This window comes from Alteromonas sp. 5NS40-0096, assembly GCF_057544385.1.
On the sequence record NZ_BAAJLQ010000007.1, the window covers coordinates 38469 to 55925 of the forward strand.

The window sequence follows — 17457 nt, forward strand, 5'->3', positions numbered from 1 at the left end:
TAGCACAAAAATGGGCAGCCTCGGCTGCCCCTCAACGCAACCCCAAAGTCAGGTCATTGATTAGGAAATTGCCATTAAATACCGGATGAGGCTGGCCGTTGGTATCGATAGCGAAATACTGTTTATCGTTGTCATCTAGCGCTTGGTAATCGCCGATAATCTGATAGATCCAAACTTCGGGATCAAAATCCAATGCTTCCCGCTCAAAATAATCCAATGCAGACAATGGCTGGCCGTTATCAATCACTTCACAGAAATAGGCTTCCACCGCTTGTCGAATAGGCTCTTTGGTTAAATCGACGCTACTTTGCTCATCAACGCTGATCTCCGACGCCGCTTTCGCTTTTTCCACCTGTGGCGTACGCGTGTGAATATCTGTCAGCGAGTTGACAATATCCTGTAAAATTTCCTCGTGCTCTATCCGATTGAGATCTGCATGCGCTTGCCCAATGCATGGTGCCGCCTGATTGAACAGTGCGGGCACTTTTGTCATTGTGGTGTAATTACTCGGTGCAAAATCCGGTTGCTGCTCCATGTGCAACAAATAGCCTTTAAGTAGACGAGTTCGACCTTGGAACTCTCTAAATCGACCGAGTAAATCGAGCAGTTTAGCTTGTACGACAGACAGTTCTTGAATCGCTTTCGCAAAGCTCTGTTGCAATGACACCACCAGCAAGTGACGCAATTCTCGATTGCTACCCGCCACCTCGCTTAATTCGTCAAAACGGAAAAACTCCAGCTGATTGAGCAATTCACTGACTTGTTCTTGGGCCAGTTCATTCTCTCGAATTTTAGCCTCAACCGAAGACACATAGCCAAATTCATTGTTGATACGTCCAAACAGCAAACGCACGCTATTCCCCAAAGACTCTGTCAATTGGTAAACGTGTTCTGTCAAATCTGACATGTGCGCCTGAGATTCAGCGTAGCGTTGATAGTGCAACGCTTCTTTGTAATGTTCCGCTAACGTTTTCAGACTCGCAATAGATGCCCCAATATTGGCATCTATGTTGCGACTTCGCTCGTCTTGAAGACTCCCTTCTAGCAAGCTCCTGACGGCATTTTTCAAGCGCAAGCGGCTCTGAGGATCTGGCCGCCATAGCACCCCCAATTGCACGAGTTGGTCTAGTACTTTTTTGCTGTGCTCTTTTTCGTCAACCACACCATTGATATATGCCTGCATGATCAACTCACTGTGGCGACTCAACGCATTGAGCAGCTTAGTACCAGCTTGAATTAGCGGCTGACTCATATCAAGCTACCTTGTGAGATCGAGGCCTCGGCTTGTGCCGCTAATGACAAAGACTCGGTTTCATCGATAAAGCGAATCATCTCGTAAAGGTGTTCTACTTTTCCGGTCGCAAGATAGATTTGTTTTTCTGGGTTCGGTTTGATCAAATAGCCAATGTCTACAAGCCGCTTGAATACTTGTTTTAATTGGCCATCCAAATTGACACTCGTGGAACCAAACAAACGAAACCGTGAAATCTTCTCTAACTGCTCGCGATAGGCTGGCGTGTCTTCTATGACACCTTGTAATTCATTAAGTCGAATGGCACTGCCCATTGTGACTGGGCGGTCTGACTCACTCGCCTGTTGTACCAGTAAAAGCCATTCAACAAGGGGGACCAAATGTGATGCCGTTTCTTGAAATTGCTGCGCGAGTATTTTGCGTTCACCATCCGTTACTGTCATGTAACCGGCAAAAAAGACTTCGCCCTCAGCACTCGTCGAGAGCACGCGATTGAGAATCGACAAATGGGGTTCCAAAGCAATTTGGTTATCGCGTTCTTTTAAAAAGCGCCAAGCTTCTTCGTCACTGACTTCGCAGATAAACTGCCCGCTCAACAGCAAACTCAATACACGACCTTGTTCTGTCATCATTATGCTGTCTCCTCACTTTGCTGCTTGGCGGCAATACGCGCTTTTATCGCGTTGGTTTTAGGCTGCACGACCTGTAACTTACGGCTAACTTTATCGATGAGGTAACGGTTTTCAAACAGCGTAAGTACCTCTGATTCTGGGTTCGGGAATGCACCGACGACACTGATATCATTGTTCTGACACGCGTCAAAAATTTTCTTAACGTTGCTTTGATGCAGCGTGCCCAATTCGTCAATTGGCCAGTGAATAGTGGCAGTAGCTTCGCCTCGCAACAATCGAGTAAATGCGAGCAAGAACTTACACAAAATCAAGTAAGCCATACCGTGGCTCGAGGATTCATTGAGCTGCCTATCAGTACGAATTACCAGATCGCTATTGCCTTCGCGAAGGTGCAATTCAATATCCAATAGGCGACTGATACCGCCGGTTAACGCTGCACGGCCTAAAATATCGAGTACTTTTCGCATACTCTGCCCATACTCGTCATCCGGCAAATCGCTGGCGCCTTGTTCCATCCATTCGTCATAGCACTTACGGAAATATTCCAGTTCCGGCCAAAACTCCAGCTCACTGATACGCGAGCGTATTTTCACTGCTGAATCCGAGACGCCATCAAGGTAGAGTTCGCTGTCGACTTCTTGAGTAATTCGTCGGCTTTGGCTCACGATGCGCTTATCAATGTCAGCCAACACGAAATAATATTGATTCAAATCGGCACCGAAGATACGTCCTTGCTCACGCAGCCCTTGCACCTTCTGAGGCACGATAACATTGAGCAACTGAGATAAATGAGACACCATCCGTCGATGGTCGATTCCTTGCACGCCATGGCTGTTCACCACAGTACATTCCTCTCGAGCTCTTTCCCACGTATCTGACAACCCAGTGCCCGCTTGTGCTGCGATCAACTGGTCGAATCGTTCGACATAGTTGCGCACATCACTGAGTAAGGCTTCTCGTTCTTGCAGCATAGCTTGAGCTTGAGAGAGACGTTGGCCAATACTGACATCATCATGCTGGAGATCCGTGGCGCTTTCTCCCGCAGCCAACTTGAGTTTCGCCAGCGCCTTGTTTAAATGATCAACGCCTTGCAGTTGTTCAGACGCAATGCGATTGGTCTGTTCTAGCTGCGTTTGAGATTCTTTAAGTGCCTCGCGTTCTTTGCGATACGCATCTTGACTCTGCGCCAACTGACGCTGGGATTCACCCAGCTGTTGCCGCGCTTTGGCCAATGATTCTTGCCAAATTCGCTTCTGTCCCATGAAGATATTTTGATACCAGCGCTCGTAGTCAGCCACTTTGTGACGGTTGGTTTCCGTCTCATAAATATCTTCTTTTAGCGCCTTTTGACGCTTTTTGAGATTGCCGATTTCATCAACATCTACACCGCGGTTGTTCAATTCATTATTCAACCACTCTGCCATCTCTTTGCGATCTTGCTCTGCAGTTTGGCGGGCTTTCTCCATTTCACTGTCGAGTTGCGCGATCTTAGACTCAGTATCGGCGATGAGTTGTTGCCAATGGAAGCTATGTTCTGTTTCCGCCTCACGACGCTGATCGAGGATGTCCTCTTTACTCAACTCGAATTGCTGCGTTGCTTGCTTTTGTGCTTGCTGATTCGACGCGAGTTTAGTTTTAGCGTTTTGTTTTCGCTCTGACAACGCTTGCTGGTACTCGTTGAGCACTGAGTCTCTGTCTTGTTGCGCTCGTTTCCTCGTCGCTTCAGCGCTGCGTACGCCATTGTCTTTTTGGGTCAGCTCCAGCTCTGTGGCTCTGACCTGTTCGTTCGCCTGTCCCAACGCTGCTTCAGCTTCGTTTTGCTGCGTTAGCGCTGCCGCCAAATTCGCTTCTGCATCTTCCAAACGCGCTTTTAGCTGCTGTTCATCGTCTGCGTAGTCAGGCGCCTCAAGCACATCCAAATTCAGCATTAAGCCGAAAAACGATTCAGCCTCTTTTTGGGCTTGGGGTGAAAGGTCGTTACGCTCCAATAGCTCTGGACGAATCAGCTTACCTAGTGATGATTCCCAACCGTTGATATTGGCCCGTAAAAACTCCAGTAACGACCCTTCTCCCGGGTACAATAGCCCTTGAATGGCCGCCACTGCTTTTTCTTTTTGTTGGTAGTGAATTCGCGCTTTTTCCAACGCTTCATGCGTACTTTGGCGTTGTTGTACCGCCTGCTGATGTTGCTGCTGCGCTTGGCGTAATGCCGTTCGCGCCGCATCTTCAGTAATACTCGCTTCCTTAATAGTCGCGTCTAACAGTTCTAATTGGGTCTGTTCGAACTCATTGTAACCGGCATTCGCTAAACTGGCTTTGAGTTCGGCTTCGACTACGCGGAGCTCACCCAACTGTTGAGCGAACTGATTCTCCAATGTCGCTATCTGCGCGGCAAAATCATCTTTAATAGTTTGGAGACTGTCTCTTTCTTGTTGCTGTTGATCATTGCGAGTGTCAGCAGCTTCTTGTCTCGCCGCGGATAACTGCTCTAACGTTTGGGTGAGTTTTTCACCCAAATCAGACAAGCGCCTGTGATAAGACGCTTCAACATCCTGATGTTTTTCTGTCAATAATGCATACCGGCTGGTGACGACTTCCAACTCATTCTGCCACTGGGCTAGTTTTGCTACATTTTCACTGAGGGACTCAATCCCTTGCTCTTGCCAACTTTCAAACTCTTCTTCAACGTTGTCCAGCTCGGCTGTGTATTTATCGACATCGGCTTTAGACGAAGACACAGTTTGATTTAACTCATCGCGCTGTGTCGACCATTGGTTGTCGTTTTGCTTCCTCAGAATCCCGTTTTCTTCGAGCGCCTCTTTCGATTTGGCGGCCCGTTGGGTCAATTCACTCATGTCCAACTGGAAAGCGGTATACAAACTCGCTAACTGCGCTTCCGTATCAGATAGCGCCAGGTTTGCCTGTTCGAGTTTGGTAAACTCCGGACGAATTTTGTCGAATGCTTTAATCAAATGGCACTCGCGAATCCAATCATCCACTCGATTACGGCTTAAATTCGAGGTAGGTGGCTGAACGCCATCCTCTTCCAAAATGGCGGCAATCATCGCTTTGATGGTTTCCATTTTGCCTTCTTTGGAGTGAACCGCTTTCGCTAACTTTTCTATGTGACGGATGTGATGCGATGGGTCACAAAGACTGAATATTCGAGCATAACCCATAAGTTCGCGGGCGTTAGCACTTTGATTCAGTACACCCTGATCATTTTGTAAAATCGCTCTAAAATCTTTTGTTGTGAGTAAGTTAGTCACCATCACATTATTGCGCTTCATCGCCCTTGCGAGCTCCGCACTGTTTACGCTAGCGTGCTTACCATTGTTTTGCTTAAACAAATAATCATCGATATCGAATGGTTTACCGATAAAGCGGTAGTTAACACCTGTGCCATTTGAACTCAATACGGCTTGACACAAATCCCCTTCTGCTCGGGTGAATTCATAGATAATGAAGCTAGAAGGACGCGGCAAGTACCAACGTTCAAAACTGTCACGTGTTGCCGGGACAACGCGGCTTGGATACTCACCATAGAAGACTGGAATGAGACGTTGTAAGGTTGTTTTTCCTGACGCGTTGGTACCACAAATATTGGTGTGACCGTCGAGTTTTAACTCGACAACACCTGGCAAATGGGTATCGATTAAGATGATACGTTTTAAGCCTGCCATAAAATTCCTGTTGTATTATTTGTTTTCATCGTTGCTAACCGACGTTATCTGCTAACAACAAAGTGCTTCTAATGAGCGATTCGCAAGCCTGTGATGGGCTATTAATCTCTGATGAAGAGCGCTCAGTTTATTACGGATTCCGTACAAAGCAAAACCTCAAGAGCTAATGTGCTTTTAATCGCTCAATCATCGTACAGCCGCGCCCGGAGCGAGGTTTGCACTTTCAATTTCAGCTAAGACATCCAGGTTTTGCAGCGCCAATTGACACCCTTGACCTCGAATCCGATAAGATTCGGAACAATCAACTTGCCAATGGCGCAACACATAGGCAGCCAAGGCGGCTCTCACCTTCACTCTTCTAATCCCCTCTATCATGGCGAAATCCAGAGCGATGGCGTCGGGATGTTGTAAATCTGGGTGGGGGATTAACGCCAGTTCTACCTCTCGATGCCAATTGGTATCTTGGCTTGCTGCTTCCGTATGAGAAACATCACGCTGCATCAGGCTAACACGGGTGAATCGAGTACAAACGAAGTCCCTGAAACTCTGGCTCTCGATATCAAATGCGCGGACATGCCAACGATGCCCATTGTTAACGATTGCATGGGGCACTAATGTACGCTGTTTCGCCCCTGATGATAATGAAACATAGTTACAGTCTATCGGGCACTTCAGGTGAATAGATCGAATCAAACTGGCAATGATGTCGTCATTGGGGTGAACCAATGCGATAGCGTCAAAACACTGTTGTGAAGGCTGCACTTGATGAGAAATCCCATCGCCAAACCCTCGGCTTAAACTGTGAAGAATGACATCGGGATTATGCTCGAACAAAGGCTTGAAGCTCTGACTACGTATATAGTGCTTCGATTGATGATCCAACGTTAAGTTTTGCTCAGCTAACTGTTTATAGAGCGCAAAATCTCGCGTTCCAGCAGCTAGTCCCGTGGCGAAGCGTTGAATGATATCTTGTCGGCTTACGTGACCAAAAAACTGAAGACTAAAATCAATAAATGCCAACCTCTCACGTTGCGCATGGGGCAAATCGTTTAACGCTTGTGTCATGATGTACCTTTTTCCCTATCAGCATGAAATCATAATGATGCCATCATTATGATGATGTCAAGGCGATTTTTCATAATATGCTCACCTTATTGCATCCGTTGCCTACATGTTGCGACCATTTACACTCCCCACCACAGTGGCTACTATGAGGTGATTAACTTTCAAGGATGAACCCTATGTTAAAACACTCGGTTTTATCTCTCAGCTTGGCGATCTCTATGACAGTATCAGCGACCCAACCTCCCCAGACGCTTTCCGTACCAGAAAAAGCGCTACCACTTCCCCAAGCAGCGAGTCATGCATTACAGAGCGCCATTGCGCAAAGCTCGATACCAGATAAAAAAACATTGATCGACGCGACGCCTCAAACCGATGATGCATGGCGAGACTTTATCTGGGCAACCAATGCCGAACAAAAGAAAAAAATCAAAAAGATGCGAAAACAGTTCGACGTTGATGTTGAACTGATAAAGCTGGATTCAGTCACAATAAGAGTATTGACTCCAAAGCAACTATCTACTGAATTCACAGACAAGGTGTACCTCGATGTTCACGGTGGTGCCTATGTATTGTTTGCCGGGCTACCCAGTATCGAAGAGGGCTTAATTGTTGCTCACCGCCTCGGCATTAAAGTGATTAGCGTAGACTACCGCATGCCGCCTTCTCACCCTTTTCCAGTGGCATTAAACGACGTAATGGCTGCATACGATTATGTGCTGCAACACTACCCTGCAGAAAACGTATTCATGGGTGGTACGTCAGCTGGCGGTGGATTAGTGTTATCGACAATACAGTCTCTTATTGAGCAAAACAAACCACTGCCTAAAGCCGTTTACGCCGGTACACCATGGGCAGACCTAACGAAAACAGGTGATACCCAAACTACGAATGAAATGATTGACCGCATATTGATGACATACGATGGCACGTTGAAAGGGGCGGCAAACTTATATGCCGGGCAAACGCCCCTTACCGATCCACGCGTATCACCCATGTACGGTGAGTTTTCTTCATTCCCCCCTACAATGTTGGTCTCAGGTACTCGCGATATGTTTCTCAGCGATACTGTGAGGGTGAATCGCAAATTGAGAGACGCTGGAATAGAGACATTGTTAGAAGTGTATGAGGGGATGTCTCACGCCGACTACTTAGTTGTGTATGAATCGCCAGAATCGGAGTCGGTTTATCGCCAGCTCAAGCAGTTTCTGATTAAACACGGTGGTTAGGCGCAGTGCCTTGCACTGCGCTGTAATCCGCTAATTGGCGTCAGCGATAGCGTTGATGATTTGGTTAAACTGTATCTCCATCGGATATTGACCCGATGTCCACCCCAAACGAACAATCACGAGTTGCTGTGATGGCACTACCATTACCGCCTGTTTGCGATTTCCCATCATAAAATAGGCGTCTTTGGGGAGTTTGGGCCAATGCAAATCATTGCCTGCCTCATCTTTTTTGTTCAACCAAAACTGAAAGCCATAGGCGGGATAATTTTCGCTCGAATTAATGGCGGCGGCCTGCTCCACCCAAATCGGTTCAAGCAATTGATGACCGTTGATCTCTCCGTTATTGGCCATTAACCAGCCCAGCCGAGCCCAGTCTCTGCCACTCGCATAAATATAAGAGCTACCAACAAACACGCCACTTGGGTCGGTTTCAAACACCGCGGTGTGCATACCTGCAGGCGCAAATAGCTCATTATTCAAAAAACTCACACTCTTTTGTGTATTTTCACCAAGTTGCTGGTGTAACCAACGAGCAATAATATTGGTTGTGCCAGACGAATACGAAAAGTGGCTAGCAGGAGCAAAACCGAGTTCACTTCCCAACGCGACATCGGATGCGCTGAATGCAGAGAACAGCATGTGAGTAGAATCACTGCCAGGCGCATAAGTTTCATCGAAGACTAAACCTGAGCTCATTTGCAGTAAGTTTTCCAGCGAAATGTCTTTGCGTTGGTCTTGCCACGCAGCAAACAACGCCTTATCGCCTAAACTATTGATACGATTTAATTTGTCATACCTACCCACCATAATAGCGGTGAGACTTTTTCCCATCGACCAGCCCAACAACGGCGTGTTCTCGTCCGCACCTTGCGCATAGCTTTCAGCAATGATGTTGCCATTCTTGACAACAACCATTGCCCGAGTATTCAATCCCGACTCGTTTGACGATGTCACAATATCATCCAGCGTTTGTTGTACATCGGAGACAATCGTATCGACTCCCTTGCCTTTCGGCCAGGGCTCAGCAGATGCTTGAATATCTTCTACGTCAATGCTATCGAGTTTGGCGGTATCACCAACGTCAAGCGTACACCCTAACCCGGGGCGGTAGGTCGCACTTGACGTTGATAAACCTTTCAAGTCAGCACTCACGCGATTGGTCTGGCTAAAATCCAACGCGACCAAACGGGTTGCTGGAGAATATGACGCCAAATCTTCAATAATTTCGGGTTCCGATTGACCGCTCAAGTAGTAACCAGAGCAAGCCAGTTTAGCGCCCAACCCCGTTGCTACGTCTAGTGCTGCGACTAGGTGCCACGGGAAAAAGCCCAAAAAGAAACGAAAAATACCGGTAAGGATGGCAAGTGTTATACCGAGCACGAGCAGTTTTTTCATGAGGGTAACAGCCTGTTTTGATTTTAATTTTTGTTGTTTGGCACTCTACCTTATCGAGATGATGCTTTTGTGTCACCCACTTTCACAACAAAGAGCAGAACACCATGGTTAGGAATGCATAACGTTTGTGTTAGGTCAGTGAATCTGTATGTTGAGAGTTCGCTTAGCGTCAAAGTCTCGTATGATTGCAGTGTTGTAAAAGGTATTCCAACTACGCCGTTCGGCAAGCATCGCGAGAGCCTGCCAAAGCTATAGTCTCAACAAAAAGGCCTGTGGCAATTGACTTGTTGGATAAAACAAACGGCGGTAACACCGGGTCAGCACTTCTTAAACCAAGAAAAAAGGGGCTTTCGCCCCTTTCTATTGCTTAATCATGCTATCGTGGTGGAAACATACCACCGGGACCTCCTGGGCCGCCCATTCCTCCCATGCCGCCAGGTGGCATCATACCTTTCATCTGACGCATCATTTTCTTCATTCCGCCGCCAGACATTTTTTTCATCATCTTTTGCATCTGAGTAAACTGCTTCAGTAGGCGATTTACGTCCTGAATCTGTGTACCTGAACCCGCGGCAATACGGCGTTTACGTGAGCCTTTGATAATTTCTGGCTTGGCTCGCTCAGCAGGTGTCATCGAATTAATGATGGCTTCCATCTGATTAAACTGTTTGTCGTTAGCCTGGTCTTTGATTTGAGCACTCATATTGCCCATGCCGGGAAGCTTGTCGAGCATCCCCATCATACCGCCCATGTTGCGCATTTGCTCGAGCTGCTCTTTGAAATCTTGTAAGTCAAAACCTTTGCCTTTCTGTACTTTTTTGGCAAGTTTTTGTGCTTTGTCTTTATCGACTTTGCGCTCGACTTCTTCAATTAAGCTGAGTACATCACCCATGCCTAAGATGCGTGAAGCAATACGTTCTGGGTGGAAAGGTTCCAATGCATCGAGCTTCTCACCCATACCGATAAACTTGATAGGTTTACCTGTAATCTTTCTTACCGATAGCGCAGCACCACCTCGCGCATCACCATCAGCCTTAGTTAAGATAACACCGGTTAGTGGCAATGCATCGTTGAATGCTTTGGCAGTATTTGCCGCATCTTGACCCGTCATAGCGTCGACAACAAAAAGCGTTTCAACTGGATTCACGGCTTTGTGCAGGGCTTGAATCTCTTCCATCATGTCGCTATCGACATGCAAACGACCCGCGGTATCTACCAACAATACGTCGTAGAATTGTTTCTTAGCGGTTTCAATCGCGTCTTCAACGATATGAATTGGCTTTTGCATGATGTTAGAGGGTTGGAAACCCACACCCACATCTTCTGCCAATGTTTCCAGCTGTTTTATTGCAGCAGGGCGATAAACATCAGCACTGACCACGAGTACTTTTTTCTTTTCGCGCTCTGTGAGGTATTTAGCTAACTTACCGACACTGGTCGTTTTACCCGCACCTTGTAAACCCGCCATCAAGACGACTGCAGGAGGCTGAGCCGACAGATTGAGCTTTTCGTTGGCTTCGCCCATCACTGATTCGAGTTCAGACTGAACAATCTTGATGAAGACTTGGCCCGGTTTCAGGCTTTTAGTGACCTCGGTCCCTACCGCTCGCTCTTTTACCTGAGCTACGAAATCTTTAACGACGGGAAGTGCAACGTCGGCTTCGAGCAAAGCCATGCGCACTTCGCGCAACGTTTCTTTGATATTGTCTTCTGTAAGACGACCACGGCCGCTGACATTTTTCAGCGTCTGACTCAAACGCTCAGATAAATTTTCAAACATAGCGCTAATTCTAATACCTCAATAATTGGCAGCATTATACCCAATACGCCGCTAGATCACACGTGCTTTAAATGCAAAGCCTTTGTTTAAAGACTAAATACCTTGCTGATTTTTTATATAGATAATGTTACTTCGACGTTTTACAATGCGATTGATTTACATTCCACGTTGATAAGCATGACCCCAATCAAATGGGCGGCATGCATACTAAAATCAAGTTGGTATAGGGAAACAGGGAAATTAATGACTGCGATATTCGCGATTCTCAGCATTGTAGCTTATGCAGCCGCTTCATTTGTGTTGATGGGACGCTTGTTTGATAAACAAGGCCCAAACAAAATACTTGCATTGTCCCTTGGTACTGTGGGCGCGATTTCGCATGTTCTGTTTTTATCTCAGTCCATATTGATTGAGCCCGGTCAGAATATGTCGATTACCAATGTGCTCTCTTTGGTGTCCTGCATTATCGCCTTATCTATGTTGGTGAGCGCCACAATTTTGCCGAATGTTCTGCTGCTTCCCGCCGTTTTTGGTTTCGCGGCCATTGGCATACTCGCAGCGTGGCTCATTCCGGTTTCGTACATTATGCAGATTGACTTGCAGCCCTCGCTACTCGTTCACATTACTCTGTCTCTGTTTGCGTACGGCACTTTGGTAATGGCATTTTTGTATGCGATTCAAATGTCGTTTATCACCTACAAACTCAAACACAAAGGTGTAGGTTTACTGCATTCGTCTTTGCCTCCTTTGATGTTGGTGGAACAAATACTGTTTAAACTGATTCTTGTCGGGACCTTGCTGCTAATGGTGTCTCTTGCGACAGGGTTTATTTTTCTCGACAACATGTTCAGTGCGCAATACGCGCACAAAACGGTATTTTCGCTGGGCGCACTTGCACTCTACGTTACCTTATTGGTTGGCCAAAAGGTCAGAGGATGGCGCGGAAAGCAAGTGATTGCGTTAACGGTGAGTGGTGTGGTGCTATTAACTTTAGCTTATTTTGGCAGCCGAATAGTGAGAGAAATATTACTTTAGTTTCAGCGTTTTAGTGCTTTTTATTCAAGCAAAAAGAGTTAAATGTAGACGACTCTATCGCCTCATAGTGATATTTCCTTAAAATTAGCTTGAATCCCGCCCCATCAATCACTACATTGTGGGTTCTGTTTCGAATAGGAATCACATAGTTGGACGACATATCCACCAGTACGCTACTTATCGCTTTGGGCGTACTTATATTGCTTTCTGCATACTTCTCTAGCTCCGAAACGGCAATGATGTCGATAAACCGTTATCGACTCAAACACCTAGATAACGAAGGAAACCGAGCGGCCAAACGGGTTCAGCGCTTGCTCGACCGCCCAGATCGACTCATCGGATTGATCCTCATTGGCAACAACTTGGTCAATATTGCGGCCTCAGCCCTCGCCACCATTATCTGTACCCGTTGGTTTGGTGAATCTTGGGCAGTCATCGCGACGACGTTTGGTTTGACATTTATACTGCTGATTTTTGCAGAGGTGACGCCAAAGACACTCGCGGCACTGTACCCAGAAAAAGTGGCGTTTCCCAGTTCTGTCATATTGACGCCACTGCTGGTGCTAATGTACCCATTTGTCATGTTCATCAATGGCATCACAAACGGGATTTTGTCGTTGTTGAAAATCAACCCTACCGATAGCAATGACACAGCCTTGAGTCGAGAAGAACTGCGAACCGTGGTCTATGAAGCGGGAGCCATGATCCCCAAGCGCCACCAAGAAATGTTGGTGAGTATTTTAGACTTGGAGAAAGTCACCGCTGAAGACATTATGGTGCCGCGCAATGAAATCGTTGCCATTGATATCAACGATGAATGGAAAGATATTCTCAAGCAGCTGATAAATGCCCAGCATACCCGAGTCCTACTCTATCGCGACAGCATAGACGATGCCGTCGGCTTTGTTCACGCACGAGACGCGCTACGGTTATTGTCGAAAGATCAGTTCACCAAAGCCAGTTTGCTACGAGCCGTTCGCGATATTTACTACACGCCAGAATCAACGCCATTGCATTCTTTGATGTACAAATTTCAAGCAGAGAAAGAGCGCATTGCCTTGGTCGTAGATGAGTACGGTGACATTATGGGCTTGGTCACGCTTGAAGACATACTCGAAGAAATTATTGGTGACTTCACCACCAGTATGGTCCCAGATCACAGCAAAGAAACCCACACTCAACAAGATGGCAGTGTGTTGGTGGATGGCAGTGCCAACATTCGAGATTTAAACAAGGAAATGGATTGGGAACTGCCTATCGAAGGGCCAAAAACCCTCAATGGCTTGATTCTGGAATACTTAGAAGAAATTCCTGAACACAAAGTGAGCTTGCGATTGGCGGGTTACCCAATTGAGATACTCGAGATCAGTGAAAATATGATTAAGACTGTCAGGGTCATGCCACACTACTATCAGCCCCCTCAAGGTTCAACGGGCGAATAATCGAGGCCGCCTAAAGATGTTTAGGCGGCTACCCTTTCTTTTTGGCGCGTCGAGACAATACTTGTGCTTTTGCCGCTTCGACTTTCGAAGACAGCGTCGCTAGCTTATCAAGTATGTCCTGCATTTCTTCGTCGTGTTGCAAATCATCTCGGTCAACGTGACCGATTAAGGTGCGACGAAGTTGCTCCGGTATGGATTTCGTTGTCATGAAAAAAACTGGCCTCTCTTACCAATCTATTGACTGCCGCAGTGCGGCACCAAGTGAAACCGAAACCAACAGGGCTTCATTTTGGGGTGTCACATTTGATATATCGGAAATCGAGCAAACTTCTAAAGGATTATTTTAGATTTTTTTCTGGTCGCCAGGACGAGTTATAGCAGGCCTTGAAAGTGTGAAACTAGCTCACCTTTATGAGTGTTCAGGTTGTAGCGAACAACGGCAACACTGCCGGTAGCAAAGAGTGCAGATGCCGGTTCAGAACAAACCTCATCGAGGAAAAAGCTGACAAAGGGCATATGACTGACAATCATGAAACACCGTGGTGCTTTGCCGTTTCTCATCGCCGTATCGAGCAATGCATCAATGTAATCGTGTGCAAACCTAGGGTCGCCATCGGGGGTGATGTCAGCGCAAATTGTGCAATCTTGTACATTCAGATCAAGGGTGATCATATCGAAGGTCTGCCGCGTTCTGCGGTAAGGGCTCACCAAAGCCAGATCAATTTGCGCTTCGGGGCAGTAGTGTTCGACCAACCATTGCGACGATGTTACCGCTTGCTCTCGACCTATCGCAGTGAGCTGTCGTGATTTGTCGTCAATTCTGAGAGATTCGGCCTCACCATGGCGCATGATAAACAGCAAAATCTCGTCGATGCTACTTTGACCTGACATTATTTAACTAATATGATGATTTTTAGACTGTTAACGATAGCAGACCCCATAGCTGCAGCCTAGTGATATTGTGAAATAATCGACGATTTAAATCGTTCTTCTACACTTAGGATGTGGCAACAACCGTTGACGCTTATCGCAATACAATCTCGTTCGGCAGAACAATGAAGTCGCTGAGCTTTTACAGAAGAGAAAATTTTGACTACTTCATTGTGCTTTGATCAAACCGAACAAATAATGCTACCCAATGGGCTACAAGTCCTAATGTGTTATCAAAGTGATGCACCAACGACCAATGTATCTATGGCGGTGCAAGCGGGACATTTCTTTGATCCCGCTGAATGTCACGGGCTGGCGCACCTCTTGGAACACATGCTGTTCCTTGGCAGCAGGCATGTACCTAAGCCAAATGGAATCAATGAACTCGTCGAGCAAAATGGCGGCACGATAAACGCTTGGACTGGCACAGAATACGCTAATTATCATTTCAACATTGGCCATCCAGCGCTAGGGTTGATTTTACCGGCGTTTGCCGACATGCTGCGCGCGCCTCTGCTCAACCCCAATTCGATGGCGAAGGAAATCCAAGCTATCGAAGCTGAATTCCAGTTCAAACGAAAAGATGATTTACGTCGTCTTTATCAAATTCACAAAGAGACGTGTAATCCCGATCATCCATTTAGCCAATTTTCCGTCGGCAATGCCGATATTTTTAATCAGCTTGGTATGGAAACCTTACATCGCTATTTAAGTGAATTCCACGACCAATACTACAACGCGCAAAATATGCGGCTATGCATCCACTCAGCGATGCCGATAGCACAACTCACCGAGCTGGTAAAACACGCCTTCGGCAAAATGAAGTCGGGTTCTCAACCACAAATGCAGTGGCCAGCGCTCTACACTCCAGAGCAATTGGGTGTAAAAATTGCGATTAAACCGTTGCAGAAAGCCCGCAGAATGATAGTCACCTTTGCCCTTCCCGCATTGCATAAGGAAATTCATACTCGTCCGCTCGACTACATTAGTCACGTTTTGGGTGACGAAGGGCAAGGCAGTTTGTTTGCTTATTTAAAAGCCCAAAACTGGGTAACGAGCTTGATTGCTGGTAGCGGTATCGAGGGTGAGGATTTCAAAGATTTTAACGTAAACTTCCAGCTAACTGAGCTTGGCCTGAACAATCAACAGCACATAATCTGTGCTCTATTTTACGCCCTTAAAATTACCCAAGACTCATTCGCGGACGATTGGCGATACAACGAAAAAGCGCAGCTATCTGCCCTCGCCTATCAATATGATGAACATCCCAAAACGCTAGACATGATATGCGACTTTGCTCAAAGCCTATTTACTATGCCGATACAGGATATAGAGCAGTGGCGAGCAGGCATAGGCAGTTATGACAAAACCTTGTTGGAAGCGGCTCTGGGCCATTTCACTCCTCACAATATGCGGATAAAGATCATTGCACCGACTGTCACCACCGATAAGACTTGTTCGTACTACGATGCCGAGTATGCGGTAAACCCAATTCCGCCGGAAGAGTTAGAGAGCTATTATCGCCCAACAACTATCCCCAGTATTTGCATGCCACCCGCTAACCCCTTTATTGGTGACGATTTTGCATTGTGTCTACCCGACAAGGACTTCGCCACACCAAAGCAACTTGTGGCATCGGACAATATGTCAATTTGGTTCTCACAAGATACCAAGTTTCGCATTCCCAAGGGCGATACCTATGTGTCTTTTGATACCAATGCGTTTTGCGAGAGTCAAACAACTGTCGCAGCGAAGCGGATCTGGTTAGCAGCACTAAATGACAAATTAAAAGCGGACTTTTATCATGCTGAGATCGCCGGACTCAACTACCGTATTTACGGGCACCAAGCCGGATTTACGGTGCACTGCCGTGGGTTTACCAATCAACAGTTTTTCTTGTGCCGTGAGTTATTGAAGTCAACACTTGCATTTATTCCCAGCCGAGAAGAGTTTGAACAAGTCAAACAGCTGCAAATGCAGAGCTTGCACAATTCACTGCTCAACAAACCCACTAATAGGCTTTTTCTTCGCTTAAGTGTACTGATACAAAAAAATACTCATGCCCCTATCGACTTGCTCGAAGCCATGCATGCGTTAACTTACGACGAGCTTGTCGACATTTGCAATAAGGCGTTGCAACACTATTACGTCGAATCACTCATACATGGAAACTGGCCAGCAAATGAGGCGAAAGCCTTTGTGAGTGATTTAAAATATCTGTGCCAAGACAATCGGGGAACACCGATATCCCGTGATGTGGCTCAGTTGCCTGTAGGGAATACTCACTATCACTTCGTTCCCTGTGAACACGATGATTCAGGTATCGTTTTGTATTTACAAGCACCGAGCTGTGACTTGCATGACACGGCAATGTGCATGATTCTCGAGCAGATGCTAGCGGGCCCTTTTTTCAACGCACTGCGCACGCAAAAGCAGCTAGGCTATATCGTTGGTACAGGTTATGTCCCCCATAACCAGCACCCCGGCATTGTTTTCTATATTCAAAGCCCTAATACGCCAGTTAACCAATTGCTCGAAAACATCACCCAGTTTTTGTTTGAGCAGCTTGATGAAATTGCCTTTTATCAAGGCTATTGGCCTGATATTCAGTCGACTATGCTCAAGCAGTTGAGTGAACATGACTTGAGTCTGTCGATGAAATCACAACGGTTGTGGCTCGCATTAGGGATGCAGGATTTCAGTTTTGACCGCAATACCTGTTTAGCCAAGCAAATTGAGAGCTATGCGTTTGATGATATAGAAGCTTACGCTAGGCAGCTTGCAACACGCCAAAGTTTTGGAGAACTCGTACTGTTCACGGATGGTAAATTAGCGAATTTCGATGCCCCACAAGAATTCCATTTGTCTGATATATCAGCATTTAAGCAAACGGCAAACTACTTTAAATAACCCCATGCACCTTTAGAGAACAGCGAATCGCTCATTTATTACACCTTTAGTCGTGACGGCTGAAAAACTGCTTGTCGCGGCAACGAGAATTCGGCATATTGGTGTTT

Annotated in this window: 12 protein-coding genes; 4 read left to right on the forward strand and 8 right to left on the reverse strand. The window is 46.5% G+C overall.

Annotated elements, in window-relative coordinates; translation table 11 throughout:
• Window positions 1–31 precede the first annotated feature (31 nt).
• The 4 genes from AC27G9_RS18285 to AC27G9_RS18300 form a co-directional block, all read right to left on the reverse strand.
• Window positions 32–1252, reverse strand: coding sequence for a phosphoenolpyruvate carboxylase (locus AC27G9_RS18285; protein WP_487075927.1), 1221 nt, complete (start codon window positions 1250–1252; stop codon window positions 32–34).
• The gene (locus AC27G9_RS18290; RefSeq protein ID WP_487075928.1) at window positions 1249–1884 is read right to left on the reverse strand and encodes a hypothetical protein; all 636 of its coding nucleotides are present in this window, start codon (window positions 1882–1884) and stop codon (window positions 1249–1251) included. The genes AC27G9_RS18285 and AC27G9_RS18290 overlap by 4 nt, the downstream gene beginning before the upstream one ends.
• Window positions 1884–5567, reverse strand: a complete 3684-nt coding sequence (locus AC27G9_RS18295; protein ID WP_487075929.1) for an ATP-binding protein — start codon at window positions 5565–5567, stop codon at window positions 1884–1886. Before AC27G9_RS18295 ends, AC27G9_RS18290 begins: the two co-directional genes overlap by 1 nt.
• Window positions 5568–5753: 186 nt before the next feature.
• Entirely contained in the window at window positions 5754–6632 is an 879-nt protein-coding gene (locus AC27G9_RS18300) for a WYL domain-containing protein (protein ID WP_487075930.1), read from the reverse strand.
• 176 nt (window positions 6633–6808) lie between these two features.
• On the opposite strand from AC27G9_RS18300, the gene AC27G9_RS18305 reads away from it, so the two are divergent.
• Window positions 6809–7858 carry an alpha/beta hydrolase gene (locus tag AC27G9_RS18305; RefSeq protein WP_487075931.1) on the forward strand — a complete coding sequence of 350 codons (1050 nt, stop codon included), beginning with the start codon at window positions 6809–6811 and terminating at the stop codon, window positions 7856–7858.
• Window positions 7859–7888: 30 nt separating this feature from the next.
• Here AC27G9_RS18305 and AC27G9_RS18310 read toward each other — a convergent pair whose 3' ends face one another.
• Window positions 7889–9253: a serine hydrolase domain-containing protein gene (locus tag AC27G9_RS18310; protein WP_487075932.1), complete on the reverse strand. Its 1365-nt coding sequence runs from the start codon at window positions 9251–9253 to the stop codon at window positions 7889–7891.
• A 376-nt stretch (window positions 9254–9629) separates the two neighbouring features.
• Window positions 9630–11033 carry a signal recognition particle protein gene (gene ffh, locus AC27G9_RS18315; RefSeq protein ID WP_487075933.1) on the reverse strand — a complete coding sequence of 468 codons (1404 nt, stop codon included), beginning with the start codon at window positions 11031–11033 and terminating at the stop codon, window positions 9630–9632.
• A gap of 243 nt (window positions 11034–11276) precedes the next feature.
• Here ffh and AC27G9_RS18320 point away from each other — a divergent pair, with 243 nt between their 5' ends.
• Window positions 11277–12068 (forward strand): cytochrome C assembly family protein, encoded by a 792-nt coding sequence (locus AC27G9_RS18320; RefSeq protein ID WP_487075934.1) that lies wholly within the window; start codon window positions 11277–11279, stop codon window positions 12066–12068.
• A gap of 149 nt (window positions 12069–12217) precedes the next feature.
• The gene (locus AC27G9_RS18325) at window positions 12218–13510 is read left to right on the forward strand and encodes an HlyC/CorC family transporter (protein ID WP_487075935.1); all 1293 of its coding nucleotides are present in this window, start codon (window positions 12218–12220) and stop codon (window positions 13508–13510) included.
• Window positions 13511–13538: 28 nt separating this feature from the next.
• On the opposite strand, the gene AC27G9_RS18330 is transcribed toward AC27G9_RS18325, so the two are convergent.
• Together AC27G9_RS18330 and sixA are read right to left on the reverse strand one after the other, a co-directional pair.
• Entirely contained in the window at window positions 13539–13718 is a 180-nt protein-coding gene (locus tag AC27G9_RS18330; RefSeq protein WP_487075936.1) for a hypothetical protein, read from the reverse strand.
• Between the two features lie 164 nt (window positions 13719–13882).
• Window positions 13883–14401: a phosphohistidine phosphatase SixA gene (gene sixA / locus AC27G9_RS18335; RefSeq protein WP_487075937.1), complete on the reverse strand. Its 519-nt coding sequence runs from the start codon at window positions 14399–14401 to the stop codon at window positions 13883–13885.
• A 198-nt stretch (window positions 14402–14599) separates the two neighbouring features.
• On the opposite strand from sixA, the gene AC27G9_RS18340 reads away from it, so the two are divergent.
• Window positions 14600–17350 carry an insulinase family protein gene (locus AC27G9_RS18340; RefSeq protein WP_487075938.1) on the forward strand — a complete coding sequence of 917 codons (2751 nt, stop codon included), beginning with the start codon at window positions 14600–14602 and terminating at the stop codon, window positions 17348–17350.
• Window positions 17351–17457: the final 107 nt, after the last annotated feature.

Excerpts from the sequence above, each read along its gene's own strand:
- AC27G9_RS18320 (WP_487075934.1), top strand. The coding sequence starts at position 11,277 with ATGACTGCGATATTCGCGATTCTCAGCATTGTAGCTTATGCAGCCGCT.
- AC27G9_RS18310 (WP_487075932.1), bottom strand. The coding sequence starts at position 9,253 with ATGAAAAAACTGCTCGTGCTCGGTATAACACTTGCCATCCTTACCGGT.
- AC27G9_RS18300 (WP_487075930.1), bottom strand. The coding sequence starts at position 6,632 with ATGACACAAGCGTTAAACGATTTGCCCCATGCGCAACGTGAGAGGTTG.
- sixA (WP_487075937.1), bottom strand. The coding sequence starts at position 14,401 with ATGTCAGGTCAAAGTAGCATCGACGAGATTTTGCTGTTTATCATGCGC.
- ffh (WP_487075933.1), bottom strand. The coding sequence starts at position 11,033 with ATGTTTGAAAATTTATCTGAGCGTTTGAGTCAGACGCTGAAAAATGTC.
- AC27G9_RS18330 (WP_487075936.1), bottom strand. The coding sequence starts at position 13,718 with ATGACAACGAAATCCATACCGGAGCAACTTCGTCGCACCTTAATCGGT.
- AC27G9_RS18290 (WP_487075928.1), bottom strand. The coding sequence starts at position 1,884 with ATGATGACAGAACAAGGTCGTGTATTGAGTTTGCTGTTGAGCGGGCAG.
- AC27G9_RS18295 (WP_487075929.1), bottom strand. The coding sequence starts at position 5,567 with ATGGCAGGCTTAAAACGTATCATCTTAATCGATACCCATTTGCCAGGT.
- AC27G9_RS18285 (WP_487075927.1), bottom strand. The coding sequence starts at position 1,252 with ATGAGTCAGCCGCTAATTCAAGCTGGTACTAAGCTGCTCAATGCGTTG.
- AC27G9_RS18305 (WP_487075931.1), top strand. The coding sequence starts at position 6,809 with ATGTTAAAACACTCGGTTTTATCTCTCAGCTTGGCGATCTCTATGACA.